Below are 20,556 nucleotides of genomic sequence, written 5' to 3'. Positions count from 1 at the left end.
AATTATAGGGACTTAATGGCGATCATGGCCATTTTTGCCTTCGCCGTCATAGTGCCTTCGAAACTCAGCGTGGCCATCCGGCGGTAGTCTGCGGCCGGCATGACGGGAGCCGCGATGGCATCGGTTGTTTCCGGGGAGATGCTACCCCGGACCAGTTCTTTGCCTGCGGCGCGGATCAGGTCGTACTTCCTGTCGAATAGTTTGGGCGCTCTGGCGATCCCCGAAGCCGGGATGAGGATCTCGCCGGCCCAGGTCAGGCCCATGTGCTCACAGATGAGCCGGAAATGCCGCCTCAAGATATCAAAGTTATCAAGCTCGGGAAAGCCGCAAGATGATATCAGCGCCGTTTGGGGATGGCGCCCGAAACGCGTGGGGTGTGTGGTATGGCCGCTGGCCGATTCAATCTGCGCCGGTTCCACGATGACAAAGAATCTGTCCAGCATATTCTTGACCGTGGCCGGAAAACCAAAGACATAAAGCGGCGCTGCGAGCAGAAAGTAGTCGGCGCGTTTATAGACTTCAATAATTTCCTGAAAATCATCCTTCTGAACGCACTCGCCCGGGGTCTTCCTGCCCCAGCAAGACCAGCAACTGTCGCACGGTCCGATGTTCATCCGGTGCGGGTAGAACTTGTGCACCTCGATCCCGTCGCCCATCCCCTCAATACACAGGACAAGCATCTTCTCCGTGAAGGAGCGCTTCCGGAGCGATCCGGAAATTGCCAGCACCACTGCCCCCATTGTTTCGCCTCCTTGCGTAATTCGCTGTCACTGACGCGTCGCAGGAAGCATACCGGCTTCCTCCCGTTCTGTCAAGTCACAGCCGTTTGGGCGAAACTGACCATGAGATAACTTAACAAAATATCTTCCTGCTGACCAATGCTTGGCCGGCCGCTTTTATTTGCTATTGAAGTCAGGGTGACGCGGGGGTTGCAGGGGGCTGTGCCGTAGCGGATTCGCGAATGCAGCGGACGAGTACGGTGACCGCGGCGCCACGTTTGGCAATTTCAGTATTCTCCAGCTTGGAGGAAACGGACGAAGCCGTGAAAGCGACATGTTGAGCTTCGAGGAACGATCGCACGACGTCGCCGCGGATCGCAAAATTGATGTTCTGCGGCAAATCACCGGTGTTTTTGGCTAGTTTGAGGGCATCGAGCTTGGAGACCACGATGCCGATGACATTGCCAGCCGCGTCGAGCACCGGCCCGCCGCTGCTGCCGCGCTGGATCGGGACATCAATCTGCATCTGCGCGGGATTGCCCTTTACCCCGACCGTCGAGTTCACGTGACCGAAACTGACATTGGGTTGCGCGCTGAGTACATTGACCAGCGGGTACCCGATTACCGCCACCGGTTCGCCCAATCTGGGGGCCGCATCCTGCCGGACCGGCGCCGCCAGCGGAAATGATTCTTCAGTCGCGAGCAGCGCGAGATCTCCCGCCGTGTCCGCAGTCCGCAGGGTGGCCTTCACGGTGCGGGTGGAATCGAGAACGACCTGAAGGGAGTCGAATTGCCGGACTACATGTTCATTGGTCAAGATGAGACCGTTCGGTGTGATCACGATGCCCGACCCGGTCGAAACGGTCGGTCTCGCCGGCACGGCTTTCTTCACTACCAGTGCCGCTCCGCTGTCGGTGTTCCCCGCGAGCCGGTCGCAAACCTGCGACATGGCCCCAGCGATATCGGAACTATTATCCGGCGCGGCAAATTTAGACTTCCAGTCTCTCCGAAAATCTATGTGCGTCAGTTTCCCGCCTTCGCCAAAGTATAAAGCCGTCTCCAACGAGACCTTCCCCTCATTGCAAAGTACGTAATACTGGGAGCGCATGGTGGAATAGATTTTGCCCCCTGCCAGCGCCTGAGGGCGCACATACGCCCGGTTCAGGAGGAAAACGCCGTACATCCCGACGGAGTCGAGATCAACCTGTGATTGGTAGGCTGCCGTTGATGGCAGAGGTTTCCAATCAGCGCCCCAGGCAGCAGGCGCCAAGGCCATCAAGACCAAGAACCACAAATGGCGCATATTCCGTCCCGATCTTTGCATGATGGCGGTCTCCGTACCGTGATTTCCATTAAGGCTTTCTTTGGGGCTGCTTATCAATCTTGTTTTTTGATTTTTGTTTCTGTTTTTCTGTGTTCTGTTTCTGCCCCTTTTCCTTATCTTTCTTACCGCCCTTGTCTCCCATTTGTCTCTCCTTTCCATGTTGTCAAAAACATCTTCTCGCAGCGTGGTTTCACATTAGGCTCATCCTTGATAAATTGCAGTCTTGCATAGTTTTCGATATCCGTCAATTACGCTTTCAGGAAATTCTCATGAATCTGAGGCGACCAGCGCCCGTTGTTGATTGTGGCTATTTTTGCTTGGCAGCCCGCATCCATTTATCCTTAGACTCTTAAGGGATGATGACCGGGTAACCGTGACCGTCCGCTGGAGCAACTGATTACGGATCTGGCGGCAAGACTGATTGCCCGATCATGACAGATTTGTTTTGATATAGTAAAAAGAATGTGAGATAAGGAGACCAATGAACCACCTCACTCTGTATGATTTTTCTACACCTGCATTTGTTGATCCGACCGTAAAAAGGAGCGGGGCTCCATGGGCGCACCTGATGCGTATCTTTTACCGGCTGCAAACAAAACCGACGCGAGCATTCCTCCCTGGTGCTTCCTGGTTGTATTTTTAGCGGTTTTTCTGGCCTTCACGCCGGTAGCCTGTGCAAGTTGGCGACCCCTTACAGAACGTCTTCTTGCGGACGGCTTTGATGAGCAGCGCCTTTCGATACTTTTTTCCCGCCCGGAGGTTAAATTTGAACCGACGGTAATGGCGGGTAAAATAGCGGTTCTCGTCAGAAATCATCAGGAAAGGCCCTCTGTCTCGGGTCCACTTGATCACAACGATGTCCATAAGGGTTTTCTAAAATTCAGGACCATTACCAAAGCGCGTTCCTACATGCTGGAGAACAGAAAGATCCTGAAGGAAGTCAGCGCCGGCTATTGTGTCCCGGCAGAAGTCATCGTATCTATTTTGCTCGTAGAGACGCGGCTGGGCAACAATACAGGCCGGTCCATCGTCTTCAACAGACTGGCCAGTATGGCCTCCTGCGCGGACCTGGAAACCATCAAACCTTATCTCAATCGCACCCTGAGCCCCGTTGATGAGGATTATGCCCGGACTATGTGCCGTCAGAAAGCCGATTGGGCCTATAATGAACTAAAAGCCCTGCTTAACTACGCCGGTGACAGAGGCGTTGATCCCCTCGGTATCCGCGGCTCAATTTATGGGGCCATCGGTCTGTGCCAGTTCATGCCCTCAAATCTGTCTTCCTATGGTGTGGATGCCGATAAGGACGGACGGGTTGATCCTTTTGTCACCAAGGACGCCATTTACAGCATAGCCAATTACCTTAACAAGCATGGCTGGAAATGCAACATAGATAGAGAGGGTAAGCGGCAGGCCGTCTTTGCATACAACAACAGCACCGTTTATGTTAACACAGTTCTGGCTGTAGCCGGCAAGATCCGGGGCGGGAAGAGTTCCAGAAAATAAGATTCATCGGATCAACGTATTATCACTTCCGTAACCAACTCCAGTATCCCCCCGGAGGTATAAAACAAGAGTTGATGAGCGGCAACTTGCTGGCGTTCGCCGGCTGCTTCTTTGAGCAAGGGAACAATTTCGATGCTGGTCACATCCAGCCACTGGTTGTCTTTATGGATACGCACGACGGCGCCCTCAACATTACGTTCATGGGGGATCTTGTAAGATGTCAGCACGTTAGAAACAAAATCATTCTTTTGTTTGATTACAGCAACTGCTCTCTGTTGCAGAGCGCGGATCCGACCATATTCCTGGGCATTGACGGCGGGTAAACAAACAAAAAACATAATCAGTGCAAGGATATAAATACGTATTTTCATAACATCTCCTTTATTTGATGTTGCGAGCATACCATAAAACAGGTTGAATGTAAAAACAGTTTACTTGATATTCTCTGAAGATGCATAACATCCAATGGACAAAATTTCAGTTGCCAAGGTTGGAAATAGGATTGGGATTTGATTTTCAGCCAATAAAAAAGGGACCGAGATTTCTATCTATGTCCCTGTTTTTATTATTGGTAGTCCCAAGGGGATTTGAACCCCTGCTACCGGCGTGAGAGGCGAATTTAAAAGATATCTAAGTCGCCTGTTTTATTACAACTATTCGCTTTCATTAAAGTTTGTGTGTCCCCGAGTGTAACCGTGTACAACCGTTTTACACCCATTTCAGAGGTAAAGGACACACCGGGACACACCTACCATTCGTAAGTTGTATAAATTGCTATGCGATATGGACCTCTAATCGTCTCCCCAGTGCTTTCGCAACCCGATCTAAAGTTGACAGCTTAATATCCTCCGCGTGGTTTTCAATTCTTGAAATAGCCGTTTTTTTCGTCTTGAGACGAAGTGCGAGCTCCTCCTGGGTCAACCCTGCAGTTTCTCTCGCCTGACGGAGAACTATCCCAATTTTGAACTGTTCGTATCCTTCATCAAACCCATTGGAGAATTCCTTATCTGTCTTATTTCTGTCAGCAATATATTTTTTCAGGTCACTCATGACTTTTTCCTCCTGGTCAAATAATCCCTTCTATAGGATTCTGCTCTTTCGATCTCCTGTGGTGGTGTTTTTTGCGTTTTCTTTACCAATCCGTGAGTCAAAACAACGACGGAATGACTGTCAAAAAAACAGAATATCCGGTAAATATTTGAACCATATTGAATCCGGCACTCCCATATTTCTTCAGTCCCAGTCAGTTTCTTGAAGAATACAGAGGGTACTCTTTCCAAATCCTCCAGGAGTTGGGGCACCCACGCTATTTTCTGCGCTACCTTCCCGGATAGGGAATCGAGAAAGTCCTGAACCGGACATTCTCCACTCACAGTCTTATAGAAAACAACCGTCCCAATCATAGGTATATGTTAACCTGCGTGTTAACAATTGTCAAAGGGTTTAATACTTTCCACTTTCATTGGTTCTCGTTTTAACCTTTTGCTAACCGGGCACCCAATTCAAAAGCTTTTCTGCAATCCTCTGGGGAAACAGTTCTGCGCCTTTCCTTCCGTTCCTCTGGATCAAAATAACTGAAGACCATTGCATGCCCGTATCAAAGGAACCGCCTCTCATCGCCTGTGCCATTGGAAGAAGCGCATATTCCTGTAAGCTGATCGAAAGCGAAAAAGAATTTGTCATTAATGTTCCCACAAAGGACATGGAAGCAAAGGTTTATTATGGTGGCTTTCATTCCGGGTATCAAGTGGACAAATTCAAAGAACCCGGATTAACTGCGAAGCCTGCACGTATGGCATGTTGGAATGTTATTGATTGTAGATGAGAATTGGATCATAATACCCCCATGGATAACTTTCAAATTATAAGGTTATAAGATGACCGATACATCACTAAAACGACTTTATTACATCGCCAACTTACTGGCCATCATCACTATTGGTTACAATATCATCGAAGGGATTATTTCTGTATGGCTTGGCGCTGCTGATGAAACCTTGTCACTATTCGGTTTCGGAGTGGATTCTTTCGTCGAAGTAATATCCGGAATCGGGATCTGGCACATGGTCAGAAGGATACAAGCAAACGGAATGGAAACCAAGGATAATTTTGAGCAGCAAGCACTAAAAATAACCGGTTGGGCTTTTTATGTGCTGACACTTGGTCTTGTTCTTTCAGCGGGATTATCATTGTATGAGCAGCACAAACCAAATTCAACGTTTTGGGGAATCATTGTTTCACTGATTTCCATGTCCTTTATGTGGCTTCTGATTCACTACAAGACCAAGGTTGGTAAAGCACTCAATTCATCGGCAATTCTTGCAGATGCGGCTTGTTCAAAAGCTTGCCTCTATTTGTCCATAGTACTTCTGATCGCCAGTCTCGGTTATGAAATCACCGGATTAAACATATTCGATTCAGCGGGCGCTCTTCTCATAGCATATTTTTCGTACCGAGAAGGGAAAGAGGCATTTGAAAAGTCGCAAGGTTTATCCTGTGGCTGCGAGGGTAGCTGTAAAATACAATCAATTAGTGCTCTTCCAAAAATATCTGGCAAAAAGTGACATTAAAAAAATAACTTCATATTTGTTTGTTTTCCGATCCCTTCCCCTTATAAATAGATGTTCAGAGTGATGACTCTTTCGTTTTTTCAATCAGTTCGAGGAGAGTCGTGATCTTTGCTTTCGGTTGGAATGTTAGCAATTGACGGAAATCGTCTTCCGACAAGTTCTTCTGCATGAATTCCACGATGTCGAATGTTTCCCACCAACAATCAAATACTTTCCAGCAGGGTTGTTGATTGTTTCCACATTTCCTGCAATATAGGAAGGGAACCTGACCACCCAACATGGGACAATATCCTTTAAGTTTGGTATCATGGCTGGTATCCATTAGCGTTCCCCACTGATATTTTGCGTCTTCTATATATCTACATGAACGACAAATGTCAATAAACATACCTCGGTGCGTTTTAGGATCTTCAGTTCCAGCTGCTATAAACCGATAATGTAAGTACTTCTCAAGCGATAAGCTTTAATCCACCCAAGGAAGGTAAGTATCTCAGAAAAATGATGAAAAGGATAAATTATGTTTCCACTCTACTCGGATAATGGTCCCATAGGATTTGACAACAGGACTCCTACAAAGGGATTAGAGGCAAATTTCAGTATTCTGTTTGGTATGAATGTCTTGGGATGTGCTGCTTGCAATATTGGATTGGAGGCATCAGCAAAGGAAGTCGATCTCTTGTCATCCGCTGTATTTCTGCGAACCTGTTTTAAACCTTCTGAAAATTAGTTCTGCCCTGCGATATTTCAAAACCTGGATTTCAGCATTCCTCCTGCGGAAATAATCGCCTTTCCGGCAGTTTTAACCATGGTAGGGATTTTTAAGGCTGACGGTTCAAGGATTTAAGATATCTGAAGCCAGATAGGGTATCAAAAATGAAATAATAGGTGGTTACAGCGGTAGAGTATGTGTGGACATTCTTTTTGTTTTCCATCACCAATTCGCCCATTCTCATGAAATATTTGCTATCCCCTCCACAGCTCAACTGCAGCCACTCACCTCTCTTCTTGGGCACATCTTTCATCATCGTGCTAACGGCTGAATTTGAAATTTCCATATCCGTTGCTTGCCAGCTGTCTATATCTCCATGTCCAACCAGCACAATACTCTGACAATTTTTGTCTTTAATAACTTCCTCAAAGTCATTGCTCTTGGCACTAAGAAACCATTTTACCTTCATGTTTCTGTTGTTAAAGTAGTGCGACCAAGAGATATAGGACCCGAGAAAGGCGCAGGGAGATACCCAATAATCATATTGCCAGAATGCATAGTCGGAAAGAAGAACCGCGGCATATTCATTATTTTTTACGGTCATATTGCGTATTGTTGCGGCAATCCCGAGGACAGCATAGATCAAAAGCAATGGGAGGATAATCTTCCGAAAAAGAAATCTTATCCGTTCTTTTGTGAAAAATGGTTTCCCCGATAACATAATCACCAGCTAATAACTTGATTTACCTATCTTATTGGCCACCTGATCGTTTTTTTCTTGCTATAGATATCTTCTTCGTATATATACCATTCCGCTAAGCAGTTTCACATCATTAAATCTCAGCCTTTATGGGGTTGAGTCCGTCTGAAATCCCCTTCATTAAACTCTATCAATCAGACTTTGTTCAGACGGCTATAGGATTATGAACACTATATGTATCATGAATGAGTATTCATAATCCTAAGAGAAAGGAGGATTTAAATCTATGAAACGCTTCCGGGTTTCTACCAGATTTTTTTTCATTATTCTGGTTTTAATTTTTCCGCTGTTTACTGTTTTTTCTTTGTCTGACACGCTCTGTTGGGGCGCTGATGATACGAATTCGGTAACAGTTCAGCACATTGCTCAAAACATAAAGGCAGAAGATGCAAAAATGAGCAATGGGAATATTATTCTTGCTGTGCAGACGGTGATAAAGGAATCTCTGCATTATGGCGTAGATTACCGTCTCATCTTGGCTATTATGAAGACAGAAAGTAACTATCGCCAGAATGTGATATCACCAGATGGCGCCAGAGGATTTATGCAGATACAACCCTCTACGGCCAGTGAAATTGCCAAGGAAATAGGAATTCCCTATCGCGGTTTAAAGGATCTTTGTGACCCCCAAATGAATATCCGTATGGGCATTTACTACATTTCCAAAATGATAGATCTATTTAATGATCTTCCAACAGCGCTCTTTGCTTACAATGTTGGCCATAATAAGGCAAAGAGGCTAATGGCTGAAGATAAAGATCCCAACACAACCTATACAAAGCGCGTGATCGCAGAATACACGAAGAACAAGAAGAATATGGTCAGGTTGTAGGTATTATAGAATGTCTTATGATTGAAGCTTTTAACCGTTTGTTATCTCTACCTTACCCTTTTATATTTGCAACAGAAGATCTCCTACCCACTCACCGCTGAGAAGGTCTGAACCGGTATTTCTCCCAGCAGAGCATCCCTCAATATCTTGAGGTTCCACCAAATATTGAGGTCTAACGAACCATTTCATACTTTTCTGCTGTCCCTATTATTAATCTAAATATCTGTTACCAAAAGATAAATAATAAATATGATTATCTTTCAGGTATTGGTCAACCCTTTGCTATTACTAATCGTGATATTGGTCATCTAACCAAAAGGGATGGGTCAGAAGGAGCGATGCTGTATTACGGAATATTTAGTTACGATAGGTGAGGATTATGAAGACATACACGGTGATAGGTTTTATATTTATATCCATGATAATGTGGATGTTCACGATGACTTTAACTAAAATGATAGAAAACTCCTTCAAACCAGCTTCTTATAGTTTTGTTGATGTTAAACCGATTGGAACGGCATATCTCTCAGTTAAAGCAAAACGATAACAAAAAAGATCATGATCACAGAAGATAACCGAAAATAAATTAGAAAAGGAATCTACTTCGTTAAACAGTTGATGAGTAACCCGAATAATCGGAAACGAGAAAGAAAGGAGTGTGTCAAGATGCAGGTAGAACGAATGAAGGTTGCTCCCGTAATCGATCCCTTTTACCCGACAAACGATACGGGTGTCAATCTTTCCAAAACCCGATTTTAGCATTTCTCCTGTGAAAATAACCGCCGTTTCCGGCGATTCTCTCCGTTTTGGGGTTAAGCAAATTTCCGACCCAAAAAGGAAAATGTATGAATGGTAATGGAGCCACCGATATCGACAATACCGTGCTGATACAAGAGATGGATCTCAATTTAGGTTATCTGAGGACCACGGCTCAATTCACGCGAGTCCAAGTGACTTGACTGGTTGCTTTATCTGGCGTATAGCTATTCCAAGTTCCGGCAGCCGTCTTACCATCAGGTGCAAAATTCATCTCGGTATACCCCGTGTAGACACCATCCCTTGACCTATAGTCGATACGGAAGCTGCCAGAAGGCGTAAAGTAAGCCATTCCGTTGACCTGAGCAAACCCGTTCTCTTGGGCGAAGTAGCGTCCATCAGCACCCGCTGTGAACGTCCAGGTGGTACCTTCTTGACCTCTGCGCCAGGTTCCCGCTGGATTAATGCGGCTGGTCGCCTCCATTCCCAAAACTTCTATGCGCGACACATTCGAGAGGGGAAAGGTCTGACGTGTACCGTTCTTAAGTACGACAATCAATTCTGGGGTTTGGGCATAGAGAGGTATGGCCGCGATAATGGCAGTAATAGATATAATTAGCACCGTCATTAGTAACAGAGATATACGTCTAAAACTTTTCATTATTCTAGTCTCCTTTTATTAGAAATCATAAAAATCAATCTTAATAAACTACAACTCTTAGCTGATTATCATTGAATATTCAGGAAAAGTCCATTGATTTTTATCAGCTGATTTTTATCAAACCGCTTCTGAGTCGGTTGTTTTCTGATCCCTTCCCGCGCGTTGTATAGGGCTCAGGAGATCTCCTATTCCAGAAGGTATAGGAAGGTCTGGGATGGTATTCTTCTGATATAACCAGAAGCTGCGCAACCGACTCTCTCTGCTTCTTACCGTATGTTTTGTTTTTTGTTTACATCTTATACAAGTAGAATTTGTTGTCATTGATTATCCAACGAGAAGATTATAGTTGACCAGTCGGTAATTATTCCCGTCAATCGGAAACTGAGGATTGCATGTTGATATTTACAAACTTTTTCTTTTATGAACTTTACCACCTCGGTTGACGTACTGATGAACTGCACCTCCCAGCGCTTCTATTCTGCCATCCGGGAATACTCTCAGTGCGGTCCCGCTAGTAATTCCATACCCAGTAGCACCCTCTTTTTCTAGCATTAAAAGCAATTTAAGCTCCCCCCATCCGCTATCCTCATCGTGGGTGTCGCAAAGCACAGGGGCGAACCCCAGACATGGAAATTTCTCAGCCGTTGTGTCATCGGCGGGGTTGCGCCAGCGCACCCATTCCTTCGCCAGCATGATACTCCCGGCAGAGAGTCCGAAAAAGGGTTTGCCCTCTTGATAAAGCTCAGCAAGGAAATTTACCATATGCCGCTCTTTAAGTTTTTCTATCCCCTTGTCTACATCTCCTCCGCTGATATAAATAATATCCGAATGTTTTAAAATGTATTTGGCTTTTGAAATGTCAGCGTTGTTAAGAGCGAGCAAGGCGTGGTTTACCTCAACAGCCCCGTTTTCCCTTAGCATAGCTGCCATAAGGTTAAAAAACTCCTTGTTATCATCGCTGGCCGTTCCCACGTAGCCAACTGACGGTGAACTTTTATCACTCTCGCGAAAAGCCTCGCGAATCAGCAAATTGTTCTCCCCACGATTTGCTGGTCTGCCCCCAGCAAGGAGATATACCGGTTTTCTGTCACTCATTATTCATCCACCTTGTGCCTATATCCCTTCGCAGATGTAGCTTTTATCAAGGTAATCTTCTACCTCTATTGGGAAATCAGTCCTTGCTAGCCTGTATTTACCTGTGCTTTCCGGGGAAATAGCATTTTCATAACTTACCGATATGTTTGCCCCGTCACCATAGAGCTTTTTAAGCTTGTTTGATGCTTCCCAGGCAAGCTCATCCTTGTTATTCACCTGGCTTGCTATAAATAAATGGTACGATTCCTTATCTGCCTGTACGAGTCGATACTCATCTATTCCGGATAGTCCGCCAATGATATTGTCAAGCTCGTGGAGTGTTACCAATCTGCCCGTCAATGTCAGGGTTGTCGTGGCCATACGTCCCATAATTGCTGAAAGGATGATACCAGAGTTTCGTCCGCAAGAACAATCACCGCTATCGTCAAGCGCTACCAAGTCTCCCACGTCAAAATGTATGATGTGGTACCAGGGATTGTTAAGCGGACTTACAAGGATTCTGCCTACCCCGTGTCCACCGTGTTCTGGCTTGAGTGGTTGGAAATCAACACGACAGGACTTGCTGTTCTGATGAAATTTCCCCGCTTCACATTGCATAAAGACGTAGCCAGTCTCTGTTGAGCCGTAAGAACTGGCGATTGGTGAACCAAAAACGCGCCGGATTTGCCGGTAATGCAAAACCGAAGGATACTCGTATGTGAGAACTATCAGCCCTGGCTGGAAAACCTCCTTACGGCACTCAGCAATGTGACGGCACAGCTTGGCCAGAAGTGACGGATTTGCCTCAAAGACCACAGGCTTGAATTCATCAAGTTCATCTCTCATCCTGTCCATTAATGATTGTGTCCAAGACGCCGGATCACTCTTTTCATTAAGGTAAAGGAAGCGGCCTAGTCGTCGTTTTTCCAACACCAGATCGGTGTCATTCGAGATAAAACCCACGTTAAGCGGATTAGCAAGGATTGCCTCTTTGTGGCTTCCCGTTGCCAACTTTTTGGCATGGGAATTTAACTCCCAGGAAAGCCTTTCCGATTCATCCCACCATCGCTGGTTCCATATATTGGTCACACTGACATCACTTGTTCCGCTCGTCTTGACAAACTCAACCTCACGGTTCTCAAGGCCCTGTTTTAAGTCCTTATCCGGCGGGACGAATCCATCCGGGAAATGCTCGCGGATCTCATGCTTGGTAAGCACCGGCATCGCAGCATAGCGTGCGTCGATATGATACAGAGTACCTGGATCAAATGTTTGCCATGATTTATAAGCTGAAAGCTCTTTTAGCGCTTTCTCGAGAGTTTCCTGGGAACGCCTGTAGTATTTAGGGGAGAAGCAACATATCTTTCGCAATGGGTAACACCTCACTTAGTACGAAATCAACTTTAACGTGCTTTGTATTATACAGAAAAAAGAGACTAAGGATAATACCTCATGAGGTAAAAGATAAAAAAAGGGTACACACTGGCAATAATCCAGGCAATTATGCGGCATGCAAATCCGAATACGACCGCACGGTATATCCGTAGTCTTGGGTTGGAAGAAACAAGGGGAGCACTTGAGGAAGGTCTCAAAGGGCCGGCTCAGGTGATCGAATTCAATAAGGCAAATGTTGGATGAAAAAACCCTCAGAGGTGATGTCTCTGAGGGCATTTTGTGTCCGGACTTGTGTCCGGGTGACTCTGGTACTGCTAAGTATTGGTAGTCCCAAGGGGATTTGAACCCCTGCTACCGGCGTGAGAGGCCAGCGTCCTAACCACTAGACGATGGGACCATGGACTTATTTGGTTACAACCTGTCAGAAATTAAGGTGCCGCCGTAAGACGATCCCCACGCAGGTTTATTCACGGTGGTTGGTTATTATTTAATATCAGAATGAAAGTCAAGATTAAAAATTAGAGAAGCGCAAGGAGCATTTCCAAATCCTCGGCACGATCAATATCCAGAAAAAGGGACGGACTGTCAATCTCGACTAAAAGCACATCCCCGGGATGTCTGACGATGATTTCCCGGGCGCCCGTGTCGCCCTGGATACCGAGGATCTGCTCGTAGAAACGGCGGCTGAAACAGACGGGATTGCCACGCCTTTCACCCTGCACCGGCACGCAGATATCTTTGTCCGCTGACCAGAAACGGTGGAGCAGAAGATTTATGACGTCGGCGTCAATCAGCGGTTGATCACCCAGCAGAAACATTACCGCAGGATATTGCTCTTTTACCGTCAGCAACCCGGCCTGCAGCGAACCGGCCATACCATCTTCATATCTCTCGTTGACAACGGTTCGTAATCGCTCCTCACACCCCAGGGAACCGAGGGCAGCCAGCACTCTTCCCGCCTCGTGGCCGAGGACAAGGATTACCTCGGCAAGTTCCGATTCCAGAGCGGCAGCGACTACCCGGGCCAGGAGGGTTTTTCCGTCCAGGGTGATGAGATGCTTGGGCTGGCCCAACCGGGTGGACATTCCCGCCGCCAGGACTATGCCGGCGGTGGGGTGCTTTCCCATCCCAGCCGCATCATTCCCTTCACAGAGGAGCACAGGGTCAAATGGATTATGCTGTTTATTACAGGACATAACATTCCAGCGGCTCTGTTTCCCGCTCCAGGGCGCCGATAATCACCCGCTCCGGTCGCATCAACCCTTTTTCCTGCAAGATATGGGCGATCAGACGTCCCCTCATTCTACGGTCCTCCGTTTCGGCCTTGTTGAGGAAAACGTATTTTAGGGCATCAGCGGGACAATCTTTAAGGATGCCCTTTTCATGTATTAGGGCGGTCGCGACCGACTCTTCCGTAATGGCCGCTCCCGGCGTCAGGCCGGTTATTTCCGCAAAGAGGCGGCTGCGAAAAACCCATTCATCCGTTAGTGGTCTGCCAATCGCATCCAAACCGACCACGGCGACGACCCAGCGCGAAGAGGGAGGGACGACCGGTTCATGCGGAGCCGGCGCCTTGAGCGACAGGTGTCGCGCTCCGTCGGCTTCCACCAGTATCCAGTCAAACAGGTTTCCCTTCTCCAGCTCCCCTATCTGCGTAGCCCTAAAGCCGATCAGTTTATCCTCGGCAGGAAGGCAGGCGCTGGCCGCCGTCAAACGCCCGGACACGGAGAGCAAGGCTTCCGCCAGTCTCAGAACTTCGCGGGTCTGGCCGGAGATGAGAACCCGTTCCGGACTTTCACCCTTAGGCATCATAATCCTGGTAGTCGTGGTCACTAATACGGTTTCGCCACGAACCAGAATTTCGCGCGCCAGACGCTCCATAAGGGTAGTCTTACCGCCGCCGCCGACAATGCTGATCACACCACCGCCACGGAGGGCCATTATATCCGCCAGAGGTGTCATACATTATCCATTGTAGACCCGGAGAATTGCTTCCAAAGCTGCCCCGCCAATGGCCAGCGCCTTGTCGGAGACGGTAGCGCAGTAGCCGGTCTCACCGCGTGGGTCTATGTCACCGAGCTTGGCGCCTTGCTCTACCTCCGTCCCGTCGCGGAGCAGGCCCCTGATGATCCCCGCGATCCCTGCCGCCACTGGCTTCCCCGCGACCGCACCAATCTGCTCTCCCTGCCGCACCAGAGCGCCGATTTGTGCCCCCGTGGTAAAAATGCCGCCGCAGGTCGCCCTCAGCACACGTTCTTGCGCATACCCTCCGATATCTCCCGGGATGCCGGTATTGGCCTCGGCGGCGCCGGCCAGGAGAACCCGTCCCAAATTATGCCCCCGGTTGGTCTCGATGACCATGTGCACATCTACACCGGCCCGGAAACCGGGGCCCATTCCGATGACGAGAGGCGCTTCGTTGATACTCGTGCCCAGATTAATCTTGGCCAAAATGGCATCAATCACAATCTGTGGCTGCATCCGGGCAATCAGCGTCCAGCGTGGGTCAACAGCTACGGCAAGCCGCTCCTGCTCCCAGGCCTGATAAATACCGGCTGCATTCTCGACCCGAACCGCGGGCACGCCATCAACACTAAAATCTTTCTCGTAGATGGCTTCACAGAATGATACCTGGCGTCTGACCGCCATGGGACGGGGTATCTCCAGCATGAATATCCGGCGTATGTTTGCCTGCCAGAGACGCCAGGCTACGCCGCTGGCCATTTCTCCCGCCCCCTTGATGCCCACCACAACATTCCTCAAAAGATGTTCTTCCATAGATTATGTCCTATTTTCGCCCAATTCATTTTTTATCAATATACCATCATGGGTTTTGATTAGTAGCATACTTCGTCAACATCGGCAATTGTTCCCTCGCCCATTCTTTACTGTGCCCTTGTGTAAATCAGTATCTGGCGCCGATCTCCGGTGACGGGCAGAGTCAAGGCGTGGGAGGCGGTTAACAATAATTCTGCGGCAGCGGCGGCCGGCCGGGCCTCCGCCAGTTCGTCGCTGATATCGGCGCCCTTCATGGCCATCAGGATTCCCCCCGGGCGGAGGAAAGCAGCGCCTAAGGTAAGCAACTGCGGGAGCTTGAAGGCGGCCTTGGATATGACCGTATCAAAGCTGTTCCGGCAGGACTCCTGGCCCCGGAGATTTTCCGCCCGTTCATGAATGACCGTTATTTTTGCAAGTTGCAGCGTGCGGAGGATGTGTTTCAGGAAAGACGCTTTTTTCCGGGAAGCCTCCAGGAGAGATACTTGCAGGGCAGGGCAGGCGATCTTCAAGGGGATGCCGGGAAACCCGCCGCCGCTTCCCATATCCAGAACGCGACTTTCCCGCGCCGTTAAAAACTGGACCGCCGTCAGGGAATCAATGAAATTCTTCAGTAACGTATCCTCAGCAGAACTGCGCGACAGTAGGTTGATTTTTTCATTCCACCTCATGATCTCCTGATAATAACGGTTAAAAAGTTCGAGCTGTTTTTCTCCGAGAAGCACTCCCATTAATGACGCGGCCTGGAGAAGCTGCTGTGGCCAATTCCCGTGCATTGTAATCTACTTCCCCAGCCGTTGTTTGACCAGCGCGACAATCTGCGTTAGCGTTTCCCCGGTCCGGGCCTGGATGGCCACCGCCGCCAGGTGATCGCAGGGGGTGGGGTCGAGATTGATGATAATAAGCTTGGCGCCCGATTGATGGGCCTGCTGGGGCAGATAGGCGGCCGGGTAAACCACGAGCGATGAGCCCAAGACGATCATCAGGTCACAGGTCTGCGCATGTTGACCCGCCGCTGCCATTTCCTTCTCCGGCATAGATTGGCCGAAAGAGATCGTGGCGTCCTTCAAGGGACCATGACATTCCGCACAGGCAGGAGGCCGGATGTCTTCCTGAGCTTCCAGTTGCTCTTGCAGCTCATCGCGGTCATAGGTTTTATGGCAATCCTGACAGACGGCATAGGCCACGGTGCCATGGATTTCAATAACTCTCTCCGGCGAGCTGCCTGCCTTGTGGTGGAGGCGGTCTATGTTTTGGGTAATGATCGCCTCCAGTTTGCCCATCCGCTCCAGTTCGCAGAGAGCCAAGTGCGTGGGATTGGGTCTGGCATCCCGCAGGAGCGGGTAGGTAACCCTGCTTCTCTGCCAGTATTCGCGGCGCGCCGCGGCGCTGGATAAAAAATCATCATAATAGACGGGTTGATACTTTTCCCAGATGCCGCCGGGGCTCCGAAAATCCGGGATGCCCGATTCGGTGCTCACGCCGGCGCCCGTAAAAGCGACTATCGTACTGGCATCACAGATCAAATCCGCTGCTTTCTTGTAGAGGTTTTCCATGGCCTTGCCTTCCTTTTGTTCCTGCCGATGATGTCAATAATCTTTATTTGCGCACAGTATTCTTATATGATAGTTGAAAAACTATAAAGCAATTTCTAACTGATCTCGATAAAATTACCAACCCCGACGAGCGGGATAAGTAAGTTTACGAATTTGCTTTCTACCAGAAAGCAAATTCTAACTTACTAGGGAGCATTCATGTTCATAGTGGGAAACTTCATTGCGGCACTGGCCAAGATCATTGATATGGGTCTGACGCTCTATATGTGGATTATCATTGGCAGATCGCTAATTTCCTGGGTAAACCCGGACCCTTACAATCCGATTGTGCAGTTTCTTTACCGGGTGACAGAACCCGTGATGGCGCCGATACGGCGGTGGCTGCCCTTAAGGAACATGGGCATTGACATCTCACCAATTATAGTGATTGCGGCCATCATCTTTCTGCAGAGTTTTCTGCTGAAGAGCATGATGGAAATGGCTTTTTACCTGAAATAAGCACAGTGACGACGGGAGAGACAAGCAATGATCCCGATCAAAGAGAAAGCGGGGAGAGTTGTTTTTCTCGTCCAGGTACTTCCCCGGTCGTCGCAATGCAAGTTGGTTGGCTGCCAGGGTGACTTTTTAAAAATTAAAATCACCGCCCCTCCCGTGGACGGTCGTGCCAATGAGGAATGCATCCGTTTTCTGGCCGACGTTTTAGGAGTTAAAAAGGATCAAGTGCAGATCGTAAGCGGTCTCAAAGCCAAAAAAAAGATCATCGCGATCCAGGGGCTGACAATAAAAGCTGTGGAAGAGGTACTTGCCGCCTGTCTTCCTGCCGTCTAACACCCATGCCTGGCGCGGGCACAACGAAACATGAAAATCCCCCCTTAACCCCCCTTTGGTAAAGGGGGGATGGGGGGGGATTTTCATATAAACGCATTCTCTTCATAGAAAAAACAGACATGGACAAAGAGAACTTAACGAACAGAGAAAATTCGCGGGTTGCCAAGGCAGCCGGGGTCGTGGGCGCCGCAACCATGCTTTCCCGGGTCTTCGGTTTCATCAGGGATATGGTCGTCGCCGGATGTTTCGGCGCCGGTCTGACCACGGATGCCTTTTTTGTCGCCTTCCGTATTCCGAACCTGCTGCGGCGTCTGCTCGGGGAGGGGTCGCTCACGGTCTCCTTCGTTCCTGTCTTCACGGAATACTTGAAAAAAAAATCATTTCGCGAGGCCGGCGAGTTGGCCAATGTCGCCTTCACCGCTCTTTCCGCCCTGCTCGTAATAGTTGCCCTGGCGGGGATGCTGTTTTCGCCGCTGATCGTGACGTTCATGGCGCCGGGCTTCGTAAAATTTCCGCAGCAGTATGAACTGACGGTATTTCTCAACCGGCTGATGTTTCCTTATGTTTTCTTCATTTGTCTGGTGGCCCTTTGCATGGGTATTCTGAATTCGCTGCGGCATTTTGCCGTCCCGGCCCTGTCGCCCGTGGTCTTAAATATTGCCATGATCACGACCACGCTTACCCTGCGCGGCTTTTTCCAGGAACCCATCACCGCTCTGGCCGTAGGGGTGCTCATCGGAGGGGTGCTCCAGCTAGCCATGCAGTGGCCAATTCTGGTCCGGATGGGTATGCGGCTGAGACCGGATTTCCGGTTTTCCCATCCCGGCCTGAAACAGATCGGGCGCCTCATGATCCCCTCCATACTGGGATCGGCAGTCTATCAGATCAACATCTTTATCGGCACCATTCTGGCTTCCTTCCTGCCCCGCGGCAGTGTCTCCTTCCTGTATTATGCCGACCGGGTCGTCGAATTGCCGCTGGGAGTCTTTGCCATCGCCGTAGGCACGGCGGCGCTGCCCAGCTTTTCAGAACATGTCGCCACAGGAGATTTTACCAGGCTGAAAAAAACCATTTCTTTCTCCTTAAGGCTGATCCTCTTTATCGCCATTCCAGCCACGGTGGCCCTGATCATCCTGCGCGTACCCATTATTTCCGTACTTTTTCAGCGCGGGGCGTTCAACGCCAGTTCAACCCTTCTCACCGCCGAGGCGCTCTTGTGCTATGCTCTTGGACTTTGGGCCTTTTCCGCCATCCGGATCATTGACTCCGCCTTCTTTTCTATCCAGGACCGTAAATCGCCTCTGAAGGTCGCCTTTTTGTCTCTCTTCGTAAACCTGGTGGGCAGCATCATCCTGATGTATCCCTTAAAACACGGCGGCCTCGCGCTGGCTACCTCCCTGGCCTCGGCGGTGAATGTCATCACCCTAGCGGTTATCCTGCGGAATAAGATCGGTGCCTTCCTGGATGGAGAATTTTACCACTCCCTTTGGAGGACAATCATCGCCTCCCTGCTTATGGGCGGAGCGCTGCTCCTGGTTCCCTTCCTCACGAAGTGGGATAATACGGGCTCGCTGCATTCCCGCCTCTATTTTCTGATTATCGGCGTCACTGTGGGACTGGCCATTTTTCTGCTATCTTCCCGCTTGCTGAAGAACCAGGAACTGATGATGCTGATCGGCGCCGTAAAAAGAAGATTGCCCCATAAGGTACCGTGATAATGCAGGATAAAGATATTGACTTCAAAGGGTCTAAATGGTAGGGGAATCTGCCCTTTACCAGGGACCGAAGGAAGTGCCGGATCATGCTCGACATAAAATTTATCAGAAATAACATGGACTTTGTGCGCGGGAAGATGACCGAACGACAGGCGGTAGTCGCTCTCGATCGTTTCAGCGAACTGGATGCCGGCCGCAGGGACCTCTTGCTGGCAGTGGAGAATCTGCGCAGTGAGCGCAATACCGTCTCCAAGGAAATAGGCGCGCGGAAAAAAAATAATGAGGACAGCGCCTCTCTTTTATCAGCCATGGCGGAGGTTTCCGCCCGCATCAAAGAGCTTGACGATTCCTTGAAGAATATCGAGGCCGAGCTGGGCGACTTTGCGCTCACGATACCCAATATTCCCGATGCCTCGGTTGTCTGTGGCGCCGGTGCGGAAGACAATCCCGTAGTCCGGACCTGGGGTGAAAAGCCGGCTTTTGACTTTCTTCCCCGCCCCCACTGGGAAATCGGCGAAAGCTTAGGCATCCTGGATTTTGCCCGGGGCGCCAAGATCACCGGGGCGCGCTTCACCCTGTATCGCGGCTGGGGTGCAACGCTGGAAAGGGCGCTGATCAATTTCATGCTGGATCTGCACACCACGGAACATGGTTATACGGAGATCCTGCCCCCTTTTCTGGTCAACCGGGAAAGCATGACGGCGACTGGACAGTTGCCGAAGTTTGCTGAAGACCTGTTTAAGATAGAGGGGATGGATTATTTTCTCATTCCCACGGCAGAGGTGCCCGTGACCAATATCCACCGGGACGAAATATTGGAGGAACAGGATCTCCCACTCTATTACGCGGCCTGGTCGGCCTGCTTCCGCGCCGAGGCCGGATCCTATGGTAAGGATACGCGAGGACTGATCCGGCAGCATCAGTTTAACAAGGTAGAGCTCGTTAAGTTTACGACCCCGGAGACCTCCTATCAGGAGCTTGAGAAATTGACCGCCAATGCCGAAGATATTCTGAAAAGGCTCGCGATCCCTTTCCGCACGGTCAGCTTATGCACCGGCGACCTGGGATTTTCGGCTGCCAAAACTTTTGACATAGAGGCCTGGCTGCCGGGACAGGACACCTATCGGGAGATATCCTCGTGCAGCAATTTCGAGGCCTTTCAGGCCCGCCGCGCTGCCATCCGTTTCCGCCGCAGGGAAAGCGGCAAGGTGGAATTCGTACACACCCTGAATGGTTCAGGTCTGGCGATCGGCAGGACATTGGTGGCTATCCTGGAAAACTACCAGCAGGCGGATGGCAGCGTCATCATACCGGAGGCGCTGCGACCCTACACGAAAGGGATTGACAGGATCACGCGCACAAGGTAAGGGGGTCTG

General features: G+C 49.3%; 21 protein-coding genes, 1 tRNA gene and 1 pseudogene. 7 read left to right on the top strand and 16 right to left on the bottom strand.

Annotated elements, in window-relative coordinates; translation table 11 throughout:
* Nucleotides 1–2 precede the first annotated feature (2 nt).
* Nucleotides 3–740 (bottom strand): NAD(P)H-dependent oxidoreductase, encoded by a 738-nt coding sequence (locus NT140_09335; protein ID MCX5832071.1) that lies wholly within the window; start codon nucleotides 738–740, stop codon nucleotides 3–5.
* Nucleotides 741–912: 172 nt separating this feature from the next.
* Nucleotides 913–2,043 (bottom strand): serine protease, encoded by a 1,131-nt coding sequence (locus NT140_09330; GenBank protein MCX5832070.1) that lies wholly within the window; start codon nucleotides 2,041–2,043, stop codon nucleotides 913–915.
* Nucleotides 2,044–2,598: 555 nt separating this feature from the next.
* Between NT140_09330 and NT140_09325 the strand changes: the two genes are divergently transcribed.
* Nucleotides 2,599–3,549: a lytic murein transglycosylase gene (locus tag NT140_09325; protein ID MCX5832069.1), complete on the top strand. Its 951-nt coding sequence runs from the start codon at nucleotides 2,599–2,601 to the stop codon at nucleotides 3,547–3,549.
* An 11-nt stretch (nucleotides 3,550–3,560) separates the two neighbouring features.
* Here the strand turns inward: NT140_09325 and NT140_09320 are convergent, their stop codons facing one another.
* The 4 genes and pseudogenes from NT140_09320 to NT140_09305 form a co-directional block, all read right to left on the bottom strand.
* Nucleotides 3,561–3,920: a hypothetical protein gene (locus NT140_09320; GenBank protein ID MCX5832068.1), complete on the bottom strand. Its 360-nt coding sequence runs from the start codon at nucleotides 3,918–3,920 to the stop codon at nucleotides 3,561–3,563.
* 403 nt (nucleotides 3,921–4,323) lie between these two features.
* On the bottom strand, nucleotides 4,324–4,599 hold the full coding sequence (locus NT140_09315; GenBank protein MCX5832067.1) for a helix-turn-helix transcriptional regulator: 276 nt from the start codon (nucleotides 4,597–4,599) through the stop codon (nucleotides 4,324–4,326).
* Nucleotides 4,596–4,949 carry a type II toxin-antitoxin system RelE/ParE family toxin gene (locus NT140_09310; protein MCX5832066.1) on the bottom strand — a complete coding sequence of 118 codons (354 nt, stop codon included), beginning with the start codon at nucleotides 4,947–4,949 and terminating at the stop codon, nucleotides 4,596–4,598. Before NT140_09310 ends, NT140_09315 begins: the two co-directional genes overlap by 4 nt.
* 74 nt (nucleotides 4,950–5,023) lie before the next feature.
* A pseudogene (locus NT140_09305) lies at nucleotides 5,024–5,134 on the bottom strand (flavodoxin family protein).
* A 292-nt stretch (nucleotides 5,135–5,426) separates the two neighbouring features.
* On the opposite strand from NT140_09305, the gene NT140_09300 reads away from it, so the two are divergent.
* On the top strand, nucleotides 5,427–6,113 hold the full coding sequence (locus tag NT140_09300) for a cation transporter (GenBank protein MCX5832065.1): 687 nt from the start codon (nucleotides 5,427–5,429) through the stop codon (nucleotides 6,111–6,113).
* A gap of 824 nt (nucleotides 6,114–6,937) precedes the next feature.
* Here the strand turns inward: NT140_09300 and NT140_09295 are convergent.
* Nucleotides 6,938–7,480, bottom strand: a complete 543-nt coding sequence (locus NT140_09295) for a hypothetical protein (GenBank protein MCX5832064.1) — start codon at nucleotides 7,478–7,480, stop codon at nucleotides 6,938–6,940.
* A gap of 334 nt (nucleotides 7,481–7,814) precedes the next feature.
* Here NT140_09295 and NT140_09290 point away from each other — a divergent pair, with 334 nt between their 5' ends.
* Nucleotides 7,815–8,420, top strand: a complete 606-nt coding sequence (locus NT140_09290; GenBank protein ID MCX5832063.1) for a lytic transglycosylase domain-containing protein — start codon at nucleotides 7,815–7,817, stop codon at nucleotides 8,418–8,420.
* Nucleotides 8,421–9,351: 931 nt separating this feature from the next.
* On the opposite strand, the gene NT140_09285 is transcribed toward NT140_09290, so the two are convergent.
* The 9 genes from NT140_09285 to NT140_09245 all read right to left on the bottom strand — a co-directional run bounded on the left by NT140_09285 (nucleotide 9,352) and on the right by NT140_09245 (nucleotide 16,637).
* Nucleotides 9,352–9,837 carry a hypothetical protein gene (locus NT140_09285; GenBank protein ID MCX5832062.1) on the bottom strand — a complete coding sequence of 162 codons (486 nt, stop codon included), beginning with the start codon at nucleotides 9,835–9,837 and terminating at the stop codon, nucleotides 9,352–9,354.
* Between the two features lie 402 nt (nucleotides 9,838–10,239).
* A complete protein-coding gene (locus NT140_09280; protein MCX5832061.1) occupies nucleotides 10,240–10,932 on the bottom strand; it encodes a Type 1 glutamine amidotransferase-like domain-containing protein in 693 nt (230 codons plus the stop codon).
* 18 nt (nucleotides 10,933–10,950) lie between these two features.
* The gene (locus NT140_09275; protein ID MCX5832060.1) at nucleotides 10,951–12,282 is read right to left on the bottom strand and encodes a hypothetical protein; all 1,332 of its coding nucleotides are present in this window, start codon (nucleotides 12,280–12,282) and stop codon (nucleotides 10,951–10,953) included.
* Nucleotides 12,283–12,628: 346 nt separating this feature from the next.
* Nucleotides 12,629–12,703 (bottom strand) — tRNA-Glu (locus NT140_09270).
* Nucleotides 12,704–12,824: 121 nt separating this feature from the next.
* The gene (locus tag NT140_09265; GenBank protein ID MCX5832059.1) at nucleotides 12,825–13,433 is read right to left on the bottom strand and encodes a nucleotidyltransferase family protein; all 609 of its coding nucleotides are present in this window, start codon (nucleotides 13,431–13,433) and stop codon (nucleotides 12,825–12,827) included.
* Nucleotides 13,434–13,491: 58 nt separating this feature from the next.
* Nucleotides 13,492–14,268, bottom strand: coding sequence for a selenium cofactor biosynthesis protein YqeC (gene yqeC, locus NT140_09260; GenBank protein MCX5832058.1), 777 nt, complete (start codon nucleotides 14,266–14,268; stop codon nucleotides 13,492–13,494).
* A gap of 3 nt (nucleotides 14,269–14,271) precedes the next feature.
* Nucleotides 14,272–15,084 carry a selenium-dependent molybdenum cofactor biosynthesis protein YqeB gene (gene yqeB / locus NT140_09255; protein ID MCX5832057.1) on the bottom strand — a complete coding sequence of 271 codons (813 nt, stop codon included), beginning with the start codon at nucleotides 15,082–15,084 and terminating at the stop codon, nucleotides 14,272–14,274.
* A 107-nt stretch (nucleotides 15,085–15,191) separates the two neighbouring features.
* A complete protein-coding gene (gene rsmG, locus NT140_09250; protein MCX5832056.1) occupies nucleotides 15,192–15,857 on the bottom strand; it encodes a 16S rRNA (guanine(527)-N(7))-methyltransferase RsmG in 666 nt (221 codons plus the stop codon).
* Between the two features lie 6 nt (nucleotides 15,858–15,863).
* Nucleotides 15,864–16,637, bottom strand: a complete 774-nt coding sequence (locus NT140_09245) for a Sir2 family NAD-dependent protein deacetylase (GenBank protein MCX5832055.1) — start codon at nucleotides 16,635–16,637, stop codon at nucleotides 15,864–15,866.
* Nucleotides 16,638–16,835: 198 nt separating this feature from the next.
* Here NT140_09245 and NT140_09240 point away from each other — a divergent pair, with 198 nt between their 5' ends.
* The 4 genes from NT140_09240 (at nucleotide 16,836) to serS (ending at nucleotide 20,547) form a co-directional block, all read left to right on the top strand.
* Nucleotides 16,836–17,135, top strand: coding sequence for a YggT family protein (locus tag NT140_09240; GenBank protein ID MCX5832054.1), 300 nt, complete (start codon nucleotides 16,836–16,838; stop codon nucleotides 17,133–17,135).
* A gap of 27 nt (nucleotides 17,136–17,162) precedes the next feature.
* On the top strand, nucleotides 17,163–17,465 hold the full coding sequence (locus NT140_09235) for a DUF167 domain-containing protein (protein MCX5832053.1): 303 nt from the start codon (nucleotides 17,163–17,165) through the stop codon (nucleotides 17,463–17,465).
* Nucleotides 17,466–17,584: 119 nt separating this feature from the next.
* Nucleotides 17,585–19,180 carry a murein biosynthesis integral membrane protein MurJ gene (murJ, locus tag NT140_09230; protein ID MCX5832052.1) on the top strand — a complete coding sequence of 532 codons (1,596 nt, stop codon included), beginning with the start codon at nucleotides 17,585–17,587 and terminating at the stop codon, nucleotides 19,178–19,180.
* Between the two features lie 86 nt (nucleotides 19,181–19,266).
* A complete protein-coding gene (gene serS, locus NT140_09225; GenBank protein ID MCX5832051.1) occupies nucleotides 19,267–20,547 on the top strand; it encodes a serine--tRNA ligase in 1,281 nt (426 codons plus the stop codon).
* Nucleotides 20,548–20,556: the final 9 nt, after the last annotated feature.

The organism is Deltaproteobacteria bacterium (assembly GCA_026388415.1).
GTDB lineage: Bacteria > Desulfobacterota > Syntrophia > Syntrophales > JACQWR01 > JAPLJV01.
Note: the sequence above shows the minus strand (reverse complement) of the source record. Positions and strands in the feature narration are given on the sequence as shown.

Coding starts and splice junctions, on each gene's coding strand:
- rsmG (MCX5832056.1), bottom strand. CDS start 15,857: ATGCACGGGAATTGGCCACAGCAGCTTCTCCAGGCCGCGTCATTAATG.
- yqeC (MCX5832058.1), bottom strand. CDS start 14,268: ATGACACCTCTGGCGGATATAATGGCCCTCCGTGGCGGTGGTGTGATC.
- NT140_09335 (MCX5832071.1), bottom strand. CDS start 740: ATGGGGGCAGTGGTGCTGGCAATTTCCGGATCGCTCCGGAAGCGCTCC.
- NT140_09265 (MCX5832059.1), bottom strand. CDS start 13,433: ATGGGAAAGCACCCCACCGCCGGCATAGTCCTGGCGGCGGGAATGTCC.
- yqeB (MCX5832057.1), bottom strand. CDS start 15,084: ATGGAAGAACATCTTTTGAGGAATGTTGTGGTGGGCATCAAGGGGGCG.
- serS (MCX5832051.1), top strand. CDS start 19,267: ATGCTCGACATAAAATTTATCAGAAATAACATGGACTTTGTGCGCGGG.
- NT140_09285 (MCX5832062.1), bottom strand. CDS start 9,837: ATGAAAAGTTTTAGACGTATATCTCTGTTACTAATGACGGTGCTAATT.
- NT140_09235 (MCX5832053.1), top strand. CDS start 17,163: ATGATCCCGATCAAAGAGAAAGCGGGGAGAGTTGTTTTTCTCGTCCAG.
- NT140_09315 (MCX5832067.1), bottom strand. CDS start 4,599: ATGAGTGACCTGAAAAAATATATTGCTGACAGAAATAAGACAGATAAG.
- NT140_09280 (MCX5832061.1), bottom strand. CDS start 10,932: ATGAGTGACAGAAAACCGGTATATCTCCTTGCTGGGGGCAGACCAGCA.
- NT140_09300 (MCX5832065.1), top strand. CDS start 5,427: ATGACCGATACATCACTAAAACGACTTTATTACATCGCCAACTTACTG.
- murJ (MCX5832052.1), top strand. CDS start 17,585: ATGGACAAAGAGAACTTAACGAACAGAGAAAATTCGCGGGTTGCCAAG.
- NT140_09330 (MCX5832070.1), bottom strand. CDS start 2,043: ATGCAAAGATCGGGACGGAATATGCGCCATTTGTGGTTCTTGGTCTTG.
- NT140_09325 (MCX5832069.1), top strand. CDS start 2,599: ATGGGCGCACCTGATGCGTATCTTTTACCGGCTGCAAACAAAACCGAC.
- NT140_09320 (MCX5832068.1), bottom strand. CDS start 3,920: ATGAAAATACGTATTTATATCCTTGCACTGATTATGTTTTTTGTTTGT.
- NT140_09290 (MCX5832063.1), top strand. CDS start 7,815: ATGAAACGCTTCCGGGTTTCTACCAGATTTTTTTTCATTATTCTGGTT.
- NT140_09240 (MCX5832054.1), top strand. CDS start 16,836: ATGTTCATAGTGGGAAACTTCATTGCGGCACTGGCCAAGATCATTGAT.
- NT140_09245 (MCX5832055.1), bottom strand. CDS start 16,637: ATGGAAAACCTCTACAAGAAAGCAGCGGATTTGATCTGTGATGCCAGT.